General features: G+C 64.9%; 10 protein-coding genes. 5 read left to right on the top strand and 5 right to left on the bottom strand.

Going from position 1 to position 12,989, the window contains the following annotated elements:
• Position 1: 1 nt before the first annotated feature.
• The 4 genes from rpsK (at position 2) to ACP15W_RS14985 (ending at position 2,625) form a co-directional block, all read left to right on the top strand.
• Positions 2-391: a 30S ribosomal protein S11 gene (gene rpsK, locus ACP15W_RS15000; protein ID WP_424933718.1), complete on the top strand. Its 390-nt coding sequence runs from the start codon at positions 2-4 to the stop codon at positions 389-391.
• A 121-nt stretch (positions 392-512) separates the two neighbouring features.
• A complete protein-coding gene (locus ACP15W_RS14995) occupies positions 513-1,529 on the top strand; it encodes a DNA-directed RNA polymerase subunit alpha (RefSeq protein ID WP_424933756.1) in 1,017 nt (338 codons plus the stop codon).
• A 110-nt stretch (positions 1,530-1,639) separates the two neighbouring features.
• The gene (gene rplQ, locus ACP15W_RS14990; RefSeq protein WP_424933717.1) at positions 1,640-2,062 is read left to right on the top strand and encodes a 50S ribosomal protein L17; all 423 of its coding nucleotides are present in this window, start codon (positions 1,640-1,642) and stop codon (positions 2,060-2,062) included.
• Between the two features lie 155 nt (positions 2,063-2,217).
• A complete protein-coding gene (locus ACP15W_RS14985) occupies positions 2,218-2,625 on the top strand; it encodes a ketosteroid isomerase-related protein (RefSeq protein WP_424933716.1) in 408 nt (135 codons plus the stop codon).
• A 9-nt stretch (positions 2,626-2,634) separates the two neighbouring features.
• Here ACP15W_RS14985 and ggt read toward each other — a convergent pair whose 3' ends face one another.
• From ggt to ACP15W_RS14965, 4 genes are read right to left on the bottom strand one after another with little or no spacing between them, the layout of a single operon-like run.
• Positions 2,635-4,374 (bottom strand): gamma-glutamyltransferase, encoded by a 1,740-nt coding sequence (gene ggt, locus ACP15W_RS14980; RefSeq protein WP_424933715.1) that lies wholly within the window; start codon positions 4,372-4,374, stop codon positions 2,635-2,637.
• Positions 4,371-5,261 (bottom strand): transglutaminase family protein, encoded by an 891-nt coding sequence (locus tag ACP15W_RS14975; protein WP_424933714.1) that lies wholly within the window; start codon positions 5,259-5,261, stop codon positions 4,371-4,373. The genes ggt and ACP15W_RS14975 overlap by 4 nt, the downstream gene beginning before the upstream one ends.
• 6 nt (positions 5,262-5,267) lie before the next feature.
• Positions 5,268-7,676: a circularly permuted type 2 ATP-grasp protein gene (locus ACP15W_RS14970; RefSeq protein ID WP_424933713.1), complete on the bottom strand. Its 2,409-nt coding sequence runs from the start codon at positions 7,674-7,676 to the stop codon at positions 5,268-5,270.
• A 3-nt stretch (positions 7,677-7,679) separates the two neighbouring features.
• On the bottom strand, positions 7,680-11,036 hold the full coding sequence (locus ACP15W_RS14965) for a DUF2126 domain-containing protein (protein ID WP_424933712.1): 3,357 nt from the start codon (positions 11,034-11,036) through the stop codon (positions 7,680-7,682).
• 260 nt (positions 11,037-11,296) lie between these two features.
• Here ACP15W_RS14965 and ACP15W_RS14960 point away from each other — a divergent pair, with 260 nt between their 5' ends.
• Positions 11,297-11,863, top strand: a complete 567-nt coding sequence (locus tag ACP15W_RS14960; RefSeq protein ID WP_424933711.1) for a type 1 glutamine amidotransferase domain-containing protein — start codon at positions 11,297-11,299, stop codon at positions 11,861-11,863.
• A 79-nt stretch (positions 11,864-11,942) separates the two neighbouring features.
• Here the strand turns inward: ACP15W_RS14960 and rlmJ are convergent, their stop codons facing one another.
• Positions 11,943-12,716, bottom strand: a complete 774-nt coding sequence (rlmJ, locus tag ACP15W_RS14955; protein ID WP_424933710.1) for a 23S rRNA (adenine(2030)-N(6))-methyltransferase RlmJ — start codon at positions 12,714-12,716, stop codon at positions 11,943-11,945.
• Between the last annotated feature and the right edge of the window lie 273 nt (positions 12,717-12,989).

The raw sequence follows: 12,989 nt of genomic DNA, 5'->3' as shown, positions 1-12,989 counted from the left end.
TATGGCACGTGAGAAGGCGCGCGTTAAGCGCAAGGAACGCAAGAATATCTCAACCGGCGTTGCCCATGTGAACGCCAGCTTCAACAACACCAAGGTTCTGATCGCCGATGCCCAGGGCAATGCGATCGCTTGGTCGTCTGCTGGTGCGATGGGCTTCAAGGGTTCGCGGAAATCCACGCCCTATGCGGCTCAGATGGCGGCAGAAGATGCCGGCAAGAAGGCCCAGGAACATGGTGTCCGCACTCTCGAGGTCGAGGTCCAGGGTCCCGGTTCGGGGCGTGAAAGCGCACTTCGCGCGCTGAGCGCCGTGGGTTTCCAGATCACCGCGATCCGTGACGTGACCCCGATCGCGCATAATGGCTGCCGTCCGCCGAAGCGTCGCCGAGTCTGAGATACGATTTACGCGCTCGGGGCCGCCCACAGGGGTGGCTTCGGGCGCATTGCTTTTCCCTCGGGAGTTCGCTGGCCGCTGGATCCGGCAGGCGGACAGGAATGGAGGACCAAGGCCAATGATGATCCACAAGAACTGGCAGGAACTGATCCGGCCGACTGCCCTCGATTTCAAGCCCGGTGCGGACCCCGATCGGCAGGCAACGGCGATTGCCGAACCGCTTGAGCGCGGTTTCGGACTGACGCTTGGCAACGCGCTTCGCCGCGTGCTGATGTCCTCGCTTCAGGGCGCGGCCATCACTTCGGTGCAGATCGACGGTGTGCTTCACGAGTTTTCGTCCGTGCCCGGTGTGCGGGAAGACGTGACCGATATCGTCCTGAACCTCAAGGGTGTGTCGATCCGCATGGAAGTCGAGGGGCCCAAGCGCCTCGAGATCCGCGCGACCGGCCCCGGCGTGGTGACGGCGGGTGACATCACCGAGACCGCAGGCATCGAGATCCTCAACCGGGATCACGTGATCTGCCACCTCGACGATGGCGCGACGCTGTTCATGGAACTCACCGTCGAGACCGGCAAGGGCTATGTCGCGGCCGACAAGAATCGCCCCGAGGATGCGCCCATCGGGCTCATCTCCGTGGACGCGCTCTTCTCGCCGATCAAGAAGGTGTCCTACAAGGTCGAGCCGACCCGTGAGGGCCAGGTGCTCGACTATGACAAGCTGATGCTGACGATCGAGACCGATGGTTCGCTGACGCCGGAAGATGCGGTGGCCTATGCTGCCCGCATTCTCCAGGATCAGCTTTCGGTCTTCGTCAACTTCGAGGAGCCGCAGGCCGGTATCCGTCAGGAAGAGCCGGACGATCTCGAGTTCAACCCGCTTCTCCTGAAGAAGGTCGACGAGCTCGAGCTTTCGGTGCGGTCCGCGAACTGCCTGAAGAACGACAATATCGTGTATATTGGCGATCTGATCCAGAAGACCGAGGCAGAAATGCTCCGGACGCCGAACTTCGGTCGGAAATCTCTGAACGAGATTAAGGAAGTGCTGACCGCCATGGGTCTGCATCTCGGTATGGAAATCGTCGACTGGCCGCCCGAGAACATCGAGGACCTGGCCAAGAACTACGAAGACCAGTTCTGATTTCTTTCGGGGCCTTCGGGCCCCGGAAACCCCGGGCATTCCGCCCCAAGGAGCGCGGCTCGAAGAGAGGGCCGCCGGACAAAGCAAAACGAGTTTAACGGAGACAAGACATGCGCCACGGTAATGGCTACCGCAAACTGAACCGCACCCATGAGCATCGCAAGGCGATGTTCGCCAACATGGCATCGAGCCTGATCGAGCACGAGCAGATCAAGACGACGCTGCCGAAGGCGAAGGAAATGCGGCGGATCATCGACAAGCTGATCACGCTCGGCAAGCGTGGCGATCTGCACGCGCGCCGTCTGGCCGCTTCGCAGCTCAAGACCGATGCTGCGGTCGCGAAGCTCTTCGACGTTCTGGGCCCGCGCTACAAGGAGCGCAACGGCGGCTACGCCCGCGTTCTCAAGGCCGGCTTCCGTTATGGCGATGCGGCCCCGATGGCGATCATCGAACTGGTCGATCGTGACCCCGATGCGAAGGGCGCTGGCGACAAGGCCCGCGTTGCTGCCGAAGAGGCACTCGAAGAAGCCTGATCCGGCTTTCTTCACATCAGAATTTCGGGAGAGGGCTCCGGTGCGCATCGCTTCGGGGCCTTCTTCCTTTTCGGGCGCGGGACACCGACTGAAGTCTGCTGGTCTCGGCCCAAGGCTGCTGGCATAGGTCTCGAAATCTCATCATGGAGTTTCCAATGTCTGCCACAGAAGCCCTTGTCCGCCGCTACTACGATGCGTTCAACGCGGGGGATGTCGAGGGCATGCTCGCCTGCCTGTCCGAGGACGTTCGCCATGATGTGAACCAGGGGGAGACGCGGCTCGGGAAGGCGGCGTTTGCGGAATTCTGCGCGCATATGGCCGAATGTTACCGCGAGACGCTGACCGATATGGTCTTCCTGTTTGATGGCTCGGGCACGCGTGCGGCGGCGGAGTTCGTGGTGAACGGGGAATATCTTGCGACCGATCCGGGCCTGCCGGAGGCGAACGGGCAGACCTATGTTCTGCCCGCTGGTGCATTTCTCGCGATTGAAGGCGACAAGATCACCCGTGTCACCACCTATTACAACCTGCCGGAGTGGGAGCGGCAGGTTCTGGGCAAGTAGCCGGAGAGATCATTCCCCCAGCGCGATGCCTTCGCGGCGCCGGTCCGCTGCGCCGATGAGGCCATCGGGTGTGATCGCGATGGCATGGAGGCCGGAGTTGAGGTCGCGAATATTGGTCTCATGCCCCAGCGCTTGCAGGCTTTGCGCCAGCTCCTCGGCCTGAGGCCCGGCCTCGATATCCGTTGCGCCATTCCGGTTGGTGAGATGCGGGCGATCAAAGGCGACCTGCGGATCGAGGCCGAAATCAAGGATGCCCATGAGGCTTTGTGCCACATATGGAATGATGCGCGAGCCGCCGGGAGAGCCGATGAGGAGCACCGGTTCGCCATCCTCCAGCACGATTGTCGGTGACATGGAGGAACGCGGGCGCTTGCCGCCTTCGACGCGGTTGGCCACCGGATTGCCGTCCTCCTCGGGGGTGAAGGAGAAGTCGGTCAGCTCGTTGTTGAGCAGGAACCCGTTGGTCATCACATGGGAGCCGAACCCGGATTCGATGGTGGTGGTGATCGAGATCATGTCGCCGTAGCTGTCGACGATGGCGAAATGCGAGGTGCCGTATTCGGGGGCTTCGAGACCGGGCGCGCGCAGGGCGGCATCGTCCCAGGGGGGCTCTCCCGGATCGGCGGATTCCATTGCCTCGCCTTCGCTGATCAGTGCAGCGCGGGTGGTCAGGTAGTCCGGGTCGAGAAGCCCCTCGGGCATGTCCACGAAATCCGTGTCCGCCATGTAGAGGCCGCGATCGGCGAAGGCGAGTTTGCTGGCCTCGAGGAAAAGGTGCTGCGCCTCCGTGCCGAGGCCGAGGCCGCTGAGATCCCAGTTGGCAAGGATGCCGAGGATCTGGCCCACGGTGAGGGCGCCGGAGGAGGGCGGACCCATGCCGCAGACTTCCCAGACGCGGTAGTCCATGCAGACCGGATCGCGCTCCTTCACCTCGTAGGCCGCGAGATCATCGAGGGCCAGCACGCCGGTGTTGGTCTCGGTGCGGGTGGCGGCGACGATGTCCCGTGCGATGGCACCCTCGTAGAAGGGCGCGCTGCCTTCGCTGGCGATCTGGCGGAGCGTGCGGGCAAACTCCGGGCTGCGCAATGTCGCGCCTTCGGGGAGCGGGGTGCCATCCTCAGTAAAGAAATACGCTCGCGCACCGGGGAACTCGGCAAGTTTCTCTGCCCCGGCAATGGAGGCGGACATCCGTTGCGAGACCGGGAAGCCCTCTTCGGCGATGCGGATCGCGGGGGCGACGACCTGCGTCCAGGGGAGGCGGCCGTAGCGGGCGTGCAGTTCCTCCATGAGCTTGAGCGTTCCGGGGACACCGACCGAGCGACCGCCGGGCACCGCATCGAAGAAGCCGAGCGGCTCGCCGTTTTCATCGAGCCAGTAGTCCGGTCCGGCCGCCGCCGGGGCCGTCTCGCGGCCGTCCCAGCTTGTGAGGTCGGAGAGGGCGGCATTCCAGTAGAGCGCGAAGGCCCCGCCGCCGATGCCGGAGCTTTGCGGCTCGACGATGTTGAGAACGAGTTGGACGGCCACTGCGGCATCGGCCGCGGAGCCGCCCTTGGCGAGGATGTCCCGCCCGGCTTCGGCGGCAAGCGGATGGGCTGCCGCGACCATGAAGTTCCGGGCCTGCACGGAGGGTTGCGCGTCGGCGATCGCGGTTGTCTCTTCAGGCTGTGGCGAAGTGTCCTGCGCCAGCGCCGGGCCGGGGGAGAGCAGCAGGCTGGCGAGCAGGGCGCCGCAAGGCAAAAGGGCTTTCATGAGACCACCTCCGGAACGGGAATGACGTCGACGGCCTGATCGCTCTTCTGTTCGCCGGCGATTTTCAGCACGCCCTTTACCGGGGACACGTCACCGTAATCGCGGCCGCGGGCGATCAGGATGTGGTCGGTGCCGACCAGGATGGCGTTGGTGGGATCATACTCGATCCAGCCGGTCTGGAATCCGCACCAGGCGCGCACCCAGGCGTGCATGGCATCCGCGCCTTCCATCCGGGGTTTGCCCGGCGGCGGGTTGGTGCGGAGAAAGCCCGAGACATAGCCGGCCGGAATGCCGATCCCGCGCAGGCAGGCGATCATGATGTGGGCGAAGTCCTGGCAGACGCCGTGCCGACGCGCGAAGGCCTCCTCATGGGGGGTGTTCACGTCGGTGGCCTCGGGATCGTATTTCATGTCCCGATGCAGGGCCTCGCCGATCATGCAGACCGCCCGGAAGGCGGTGACCGCATCGGGCAGGATGGCCTGGGCGTAGGCGGTCATGGGCGCGGTGGGCGAGGCGAAGGAACTGGGGCCGAGAAAATGATGCGGGGCCTGCGGGTCGAGGCCGCGATACTCTGAGATCTCGCGGGGCAGTTGCGCGAGGCTCGGCGAGATGTCAAAGCTCGGGGCATCGGACAGTCGCTCGACGCGCGCATCGACCGCGAAGACGATTTTCTTGTGCGCTTCGCGGAAGGCGATCTCGACGCCGGCATTCTGGAAGAAATCCAGCATGTCGCGACGCTCTGCCGGGTCCGGCTCGATCTTCAGGTCGCCGCGCAATCTGCGTTGGACGCCCGGCAGGTCCGCCGGCATCAGGCGCAGGATATGCCGCCCGGCGATGGCGGGGCGGTCATACTTGTAGCTGATCTTCAGGCGGATGTCGTAGATCATGAGCGCCTAGTGAATATACGTTTGTCCGATCAGGTCGGAAAGGCTTTCGACCTCGAGGCGCAGCGCCCTCAGGGTCTTTGTGTCGAGTGTATTGGGTGTCTGGATCGCGAGGCTGGTATGGACCTGCAGCACGGCACGCGAGAGCTGCGACAGCTGGCCGTCGCTCTCCGCGTTCGGCAGGTAGGAGACATGGGTTTTCAGCTCGCTGAGCTGGTTGAGGATCGAGCGCGGATTCATGGCATCGAGGGCCAGAAGGTCAACTACCGTCTCATGGCTGGTAAAGACCGAGTAGCGACGGCGGTGCGACATCACGCTGTCCCCGATCTCGACGGCGAGGTCCAGCGCGCCCTCCGGCGCATCGGCATGTGCCAGCGCCTCGAGCAGGTTCGCCATCGCAATGGTGCGTTCGAGCGAGCGGCCGATGGAGAGGAAGCGCCAGCCGGTGAAGCGATACATGTTTTCATGCACCAGGCCCGCGAAGCCGGTGATCTTGCGCAGGAGAACCGACATGGCGCGCGCGGTGTCGTCACCCGAGGTCAGCGTCCGGCCGAAGCGCTGCGCCGTCTTCGAGAGGTCGCTGAGCGCGGCCCAGCCATCGGTGGAGAACTGGTCCCTGACCTTGCCGGCGCTTGATGTCGCGCCGCCGATGGCCATCAGCAGGCTCTCGGGAATGGGCTCGTCAGGATCGGTGCCGATCGCGCGCATGTGGGTCGCGAGGTGTTCGAGATAGGGCGCGTCCGGATCGGTGCTTTCGGTGAGCCGCATGTGATAGGCGCGCATCATGCGCAGGATCCCGTCGGCGCGTTCGGTATAGCGCCCGAGCCAGAACAGGTTGTCCGCGGCCCGGCTGGGCAGAACCGTGGGCTTGGCCCGGCAATAGGGCGCGTCACCCGCAGGACCCTGGATGGAGGAGGTGTCCACCGGGCGATCACTGACGATCCAGACATCGGCCGCGGTGCCGCCCCGCTGCATGGCAATCGCGGAGGCATCGCCGCTGCGCCCGATGCGGGCGAACCCGCCCGGCATGACGTCCCAGCCGGTGGCGGTGCGCGCGAGGTAGACACGCAGGCTCATGGGGCGCGGCACCAGCCGCCCGTCCTCGTAGGCGGGCGTCGTCGAGAGGGTCACAGCCTCCTGGCCCACCAGTTGCGCGCCGTCGTTCTCGAGCCAGTCGGACACGGACTCCAGGGCTTCCCCGCGGATACTCGTGCCGAGAACGGTCGTTTCCTCGGTCTCGAAGGGCAGGCGGGTGGAGAGCGCCGGCCCGATCATCATCGTGTCGAGGTTCGCCCTGACATGCGCGCGCTCCGTAGGCTGGCCGCACCACCAGGTGGCGATGTTGGGCATGGAGAGTGGCTCGCCGAGCAGTTCGTGCGAGATGCGGGGCAGAAAGGCCATGAGCGCGCGGGTTTCGAGTACCCCGGTGCCGAGCGCGTTGACGAGCGTGACGCTGCCCTGGCGCACGGCGCTGACAAGGCCGGGTGTTCCGAGCCGCGATTCGGGGTTGAGTTCGAGCGGATCGGCAAAGGCGCTGTCGAGCCGCCGCCACAGCACGCTGACCGGTTCGAAGCCGGCCACGGTCCGCACCATAACCTTCCCGTCCTCGACCACGAGATCCTCACCCTCCAGAAGGGCGAAGCCGAGATAGCGCGCGATGTAGGCGTGTTCGAAATAGGTTTCGTTCAGCGGGCCCGGCGTGAGGATGGCGAGGCGGTTCTCAGACGGTGGCGAGAGGCTGTACAGCGTATCGCGGAAGGTGCGGAAGAAGCCTGCAAGCCGGTGCACATGGGCGTCGGCGAAGAAGTCGCCATAGGCCCGCGCCGTGGCAACGCGGTTTTCCAGGGCGAAGCCCGCTCCCGATGGCGCCTGCGTTCGATCGCCCAGCACCCACCACTGTCCGTCCGGGCCGCGCCCGATCTCGAAGGCGACGAAATGCAGGTAGTGCCCGCTTCGCGGCGTGACATGGACCAGCGGACGGTGCCATTCGCTGCATCTCGCGATGAGGCTCGCGGGCAGGTGCCCCCCCGCGACGAGCTGGTTGGTTCCGTAGAGATCCGCCGCCAGCAGTTCGAGAAGGTCCGCGCGCTGGCGCAGGCCCGCCGCGATCCGCTCCCATTCCGATTCCTCGATCAGGAGCGGAACATGGGCAAGGGGCCAGGCGCGTTCGGTCGAACCGTAGAGGTCGTACTGTCGATAGAAGACACCGGCATCGCGAAGATACTGCTCGCCGCGCGCAATGCGCTGCGCGCGGTCCTCTTCCGTGAGGCTGGCGAAATGCTCGACGAACCGCCGCCAGACCGGCCGCACACGGCCTTCGGCATCGAGCAGTTCGTCGGGCACACCCGGCAGGCGGCTGTACTCCGCGATCAGGTGTTGGGAAGGCACGTCGTGGCCAAGTGGGAGTGTGGCATCCATGGCCTATAGACCGGGTGGCCTCCTCAGGTCGAGGGTCATCGGGAACTCGGCATTGGGCACTTCCGTGACGGGTGTGTAAAGCCCCGGTGTATGACCGTGGGCCTCGAACCGCGCGAGCCTGCGTGCCTCCGCCTCGTTTCCGTTGACCGGGAAGGTATCGTAGTTCCGTCCGCCGGGATGGGCCACATGGTAGGTGCAGCCCGCCAGCGCCCGGTTGGTCCAGGTGTCGAAGATGTCGAACACGAGCGGCGTGTGGACCGGCACGACCGGGTGAAGCGCCTCCGCCGGCTGCCAGGCCTTGTAGCGCACGCCTGCCACGGCCTCGCCGCTGGTTGCGGTCTTCTGCATCGGCATCCGGCGCTTGTTGCAGGTGACCACGTAGCGATCCGGATCGGTGGTGGTGAGCTTGACCTGAAGCCGTTCGGTGGAACTGTCGGTGTAGCGCACGGTTCCGCCGATGGCGCCGGTCTCGCCCAGCACATGCCAGGGTTCGAGCGCCTGGCGCACCTCGAGGTGGACGCCGTCGGTCTCGACCTCGCCGCAGAACGGGAAGCGGAACTCGGCCAGCGCCTCGAACCATTCGGGACGCATGTCAAACCCGTGGCCTTGCAGGTCGCCCAGCACCTCCATGAAGTCTTCCCAGACGAAATGCGGCAGCATGAAGCGATCATGCAGGACGGTGCCCCAGCGGGTGAGCTTGCCCGAGACGGGGCTGTGCCACATGCGCGCGATCAGCGCCCGGATCAGAAGCTGCTGGGCGAGGCTCATGCGCGGGTTGGGGGGCATTTCGAAGCCGCGGAACTCCACGAGACCCAAACGCCCGGTGGGGCCGTCGGGCGAATAGAGCTTGTCGATGCAGATCTCGGCTCGGTGGGTGTTGCCGGTCACATCCGTGAGCATGTTGCGCAGGAGCCGGTCCACCAGCCAGGGCAGCGGCGCCTCGCCTTCGCCCGGCGCCGGGATCTGCGCCAGCGCGATTTCCATCTCGTAGAGCGAATCGTGCCGGGCCTCGTCGAGGCGCGGGGCCTGCGAGGTGGGGCCGATGAAGAGCCCGGAGAAGAGGTAGGAAATCGACGGGTGGCGCTGCCAGTGCAGAACGAGGCTGCGCAGGAGATCGGGCCGGCGCAGGAACGGGCTGTCGAGCGTGGTGGCCCCGCCGACTACCACGTGGTTGCCGCCGCCCGTGCCGGTATGCTTGCCGTCGATCATGAACTTGTCGGTACCGAGGCGGCAGAGCCGGGCCTCCTCGTAGACGCCTTCGGTGATGGCCACGCAATCGTCCCAAGAATGGGCCGGGTGGATGTTCACCTCTATGACGCCCGGATCGGGGGCGACGCGGATCACGTTGAGCCGCGGGTCATGGGGGGGTGCATAGCCCTCGATATGGATCGGCAGGTTCATGTCGGCCGCGGCACTTTCGGCGGCCGCGACCAGTTCGAGGTAGTCCTCGACCCTCTCCACCGGCGGCATGAAGACGCAGAGCCGCCCGTCGCGCGGCTCCACCGAGAGTGCCGTGCGGACAGAATCCTCGCTGTTGTCCTCGAAGTCCTGCTCCATCCGGTCCTGCCGGGCCATCGGATCGACATTGTAGTGCGCCATCGGCTGCGCACGGCTGGCATGTTCCGGGATCGGGGCCCGCGTGGGGCGCGCGCGTCTGCGGAAATCGGGCAGGCTGCCTTCGATGGTCGTCGGATCGGCGACATTGGTGTAGGGGTAGGCCGACGGAGAGACATAGGGCAGCGTGTCGAGCGGCAGACGGAAGCCGACCGGGCTGTCGCCGGGGATGAGGAAGAGATAGTCGCGGCGAAGCTTCCATTTCTCCGAGCGCCAGCGGTGGCCGCTTGCCTTCGACTGCCAGCGCTGCACCGGCAGGACGTAGCCCGAAGGCGTCGTGAGGCCGCGCGCGAAGACCTTGGCGATGCGGTGGCGCTCTTCGGGGTCCTTGAGCTTGGAGTTCTCGGGCGTCACGTTCTCGGGCAGGTTGCCCTCCTTGATGACCCATTCCGCCGGATCCTCGAAGGCCGGAACGACGTAATCCGGCTTGATCCCCAGCTCTTCCGCAATGCCCTGGGTGAGTTTCTCGGCTTCCGCCGGGCCTGCGCCCGTATCGGCTTCCTCCTCCGCGATCAGGTTCTGGTCCTGCCAGATCGGTTTGCCGTCGCGCCGCCAGTAGAGCGAGAAGGTCCAGCGCGGCAGGCTTTCACCCGGATACCACTTGCCCTGGCCGTAATGCAGGAAGCCGCCGGGGGCGAAACGGTCGCGGAGCCGGCGGATGAGCTTGTCCGCGAGGCCGCGCTTCATCGGGCCCACGGCCGCGGTGTTCCACTCCGAGCTTTCGAAATCGTCGATGGAGACGAAGGTGGGCTCACCGCCCATGGTCAGCCGCACATCGCCGGCCGCCAGCGACTGGTCGACCTTGCGGCCGAGATCGTTGAGCGCGGCCCAGCTGTCATCGGAGAAGGGCTTGGTGATGCGCGGGTGCTCGGCGACCCGGTTCACCTTCATGTCGAAGCCGAAATCGACCTCGGCGTAGCTCGCGAGGCCCGAGATCGGTGCCGCGTTGCGATAGTGCGGTGTGGCGGCGAGCGGGATGTGGCTCTCGCCGGTGAGAAGCCCGCTGGTCGGGTCGAGGCCGATCCAGCCCGCGCCGGGGAGGTAGACTTCGCACCAGGCGTGCAGGTCGGTGAAGTCGTGATCGGTTCCGGCCGGCCCGTCGAGCGAGACGAGGTCGGGCTTAAGCTGGATGAGATACCCGGAGACGAAACGCGCCGCAAAGCCCAGGTTCCGCAGGATCTGCACCAGGAGCCACGAGCTGTCGCGGCAGGAGGCCGTCCCGCGCTCGAAGGTCTGCTCCGGCGTCTGCACGCCCGGCTCCATGCGGATGACGTAGCCGATCTCGTTGCTCAACCGCGCGTTCAGGTTGACGACGAAATCGACCGTGCGAGTCTTCTCGCGCGGGATCGTCGCCATGAAGTCGGCAAGCTTCGGGCCCATCGGATCGGGCTTGCGGTAGATCGAGAGATCCTCGCGCAGATCCTCAGGGTAGTCGAAGGGCCATTCCTCCGCCTCTTCCTCCACGAAGAAGTCGAAGGGGTTGTAGATCGTCATGTCCGCGACGAGGTCGACCTCGATCTTGAATTCGCGCACCGGTTCCGGAAAGACGAACCGTGCCAACCAGTTGCCGTAGGGGTCCTGCTGGTGATTCACGAAGTGATCGGTCGGACTGACCTTCAGCGAGTGAGACAGCACGCGGGTCCGGGAATGCGGCGCCGGCCGCAGCCGGATGACCTGCGGTCCCAGGGAAACCGGGCGATCATACTTGTAGTGGGTAAGGTGGTAGATACTCGCTTTAATCGACATGCCGCTCCCGCATTCTGGCTTGATCCAGGGCGTTAACCTTTCACAAGTTCACGGGACGATCCACGAATTTGTTATCCGAAAATGGCCTATGCCCCTTTCTTGAGCAGAGGTGAGGATTAGGTGAGGGGGCATGGACGCGACGGCATCGGGTGATGATCCCGGGGCCATCATGCGTCTCCTTCGGGACCGGCAATCCAGCCGTTTCGAATGTCGCAAGCGACGACAAGAGAGCGACGACAAGAGAACTGAAAGGATAACACATGCCGAAGATCAACGAATCCAAGATCGCCATCCTCGCCACCGACGGTTACGAGCGCTCCGAGCTGCGCGAGCCGCTGGAAAAACTCCGGGAAAAGGGCGCGACGGTCGAAGTCGTTTCGCTCAAGGACGGCGAGATCCGCAGCTGGGACAAGACGGACTGGGGCGACAGCGTGCAGGTTGATCGCAAGCTTAGCGACGTGAAGGTCGAGGATTACAACGCGCTGGTCCTGCCGGGCGGCCAGATCAATCCGGACCTTCTGCGCGTCGAGAAGGAAGCCGTCGATTTCGTGCGAGAGTTCGCGAAGTCCGGCAAGACCCTAGCCGCGATCTGCCATGGTCCGTGGCTCCTGGTGGAAGCCGACGCCGTGCGTGGGCGCGATGTGACGTCCTATCCTTCGATCCGCACCGACATGATCAATGCCGGCGCAAACTGGAGTGACAAGGAAGTGGTGGTCGATCAGGCGATCATTACCTCGCGTAACCCGGGCGACATTCCCGCCTTCGTCGACAAGATCGTCGAGGAAGTCGAGGAAGGCCGTCACGAGCGGGTCATCGAGCCGGCCTGAGGCTTTCAGGCTTTAGCTTGACTTGAACCGTGTCGAGAGGCCGGGTCCCATCGGGGCCCGGCTTTTCGCGTTTGGAGGGTCAGGCGGGAACGAACACGCCCGCGGCGGCGTCGTGGGTTTCGCTGAAGATGGCCTCCGCGCCATACGGGGCGTTCGCCAGGGCCAGTCCCGATCCGGTCATTCCGCGCTCGGGTTCGGGGGTAAAGCGAACCTCGTCCCGGATGGGCGCCAAGGGGGCGAGACCCTCCAGCAGGTCCGCGTGACGCCCGGCGGGCAGAAGCGGGTACCACACGAGGACTGCGGCTTCCGGCCACTTGGCGATCAGTTGACGAACGAAACGGGCCGCATCCTCGTATTCGGTTTTGACCTCGTAGGAGGGATCGACAAGGACCAGCCCCTTGCGCGGCTTCAGGGGCGCGAGGGCCAGCACGCCCTCATAGCCGTCGCGGCGGTGTATCGCGGCAGTGCTCTCGCGCATCGCGAGCCTGAGGGCCGTGTTTTCGGCTGGATGAAGCTCCATCAGCGTCATGCTGTCTTGCGGGCGCAACAGGCTCGCGGCAACGAGAGGCGAGCCCGGATAGGCGGTTGGTCCATGGGCTGACCAGACCGTCGAAATGGCGCGCGCATAGGGCGTGGAGGGCGCGGGGCGAAGGCGGGCGATGCCGTGGGCGGCTTCGCCGGTTTTTGCGGCTTCGGGGCTTGCGAGGTCGTAAAGGCCCCGTCCGGCATGGGTTTCGGCATAGGAAATGCCGCGCTTCTTGCGGGTAAGAAGCGTGAGAAGTTCGGCGAGCACCATGTGCTTGTGAACGTCCGCCGGGCCGCCGGCATGATAGGCGTGCTGGTAGGAAAGCATGGAGCTTTCTTAGGCGATCGACCGGCCAATGGAAATCCGCAGGATGGTGCATTCGGGCGATTGCGCGGCTTCGCATGTTAGATGAAATGTTTGCGGCAAGTGCTTGAAATAAATATTTAAACCAGATTTTTGCGTGATGGCCCGTCTGGCAGTACGTCGTGGCGATGTGGTGGATGAGCCGTCATGTCGCGGGTGGATCGAATCGTCGTGAACGTGCGATTTCCCGACCGCCTCGGGCTTTCTCGAAGGGGAGTGGGGGGCTGCTTCAGGGCG

The organism is Amaricoccus macauensis (assembly GCF_049800915.1).
GTDB classification, from domain to species: Bacteria; Pseudomonadota; Alphaproteobacteria; order Rhodobacterales; family Rhodobacteraceae; genus Amaricoccus; species Amaricoccus macauensis_A.
Note: the sequence above shows the minus strand (reverse complement) of the source record. Positions and strands in the feature narration are given on the sequence as shown.

Bases quoted from the DNA above. Each gene is read 5' to 3' on its own strand.
- ACP15W_RS14985 (WP_424933716.1), top strand. From the start codon at position 2,218: ATGTCTGCCACAGAAGCCCTTGTCCGCCGCTACTACGATGCGTTCAAC.
- rplQ (WP_424933717.1), top strand. From the start codon at position 1,640: ATGCGCCACGGTAATGGCTACCGCAAACTGAACCGCACCCATGAGCAT.
- ACP15W_RS14970 (WP_424933713.1), bottom strand. From the start codon at position 7,676: ATGGATGCCACACTCCCACTTGGCCACGACGTGCCTTCCCAACACCTG.
- rlmJ (WP_424933710.1), bottom strand. From the start codon at position 12,716: ATGCTTTCCTACCAGCACGCCTATCATGCCGGCGGCCCGGCGGACGTT.
- ACP15W_RS14975 (WP_424933714.1), bottom strand. From the start codon at position 5,261: ATGATCTACGACATCCGCCTGAAGATCAGCTACAAGTATGACCGCCCC.
- rpsK (WP_424933718.1), top strand. From the start codon at position 2: ATGGCACGTGAGAAGGCGCGCGTTAAGCGCAAGGAACGCAAGAATATC.
- ggt (WP_424933715.1), bottom strand. From the start codon at position 4,374: ATGAAAGCCCTTTTGCCTTGCGGCGCCCTGCTCGCCAGCCTGCTGCTC.
- ACP15W_RS14995 (WP_424933756.1), top strand. From the start codon at position 513: ATGATCCACAAGAACTGGCAGGAACTGATCCGGCCGACTGCCCTCGAT.
- ACP15W_RS14965 (WP_424933712.1), bottom strand. From the start codon at position 11,036: ATGTCGATTAAAGCGAGTATCTACCACCTTACCCACTACAAGTATGAT.
- ACP15W_RS14960 (WP_424933711.1), top strand. From the start codon at position 11,297: ATGCCGAAGATCAACGAATCCAAGATCGCCATCCTCGCCACCGACGGT.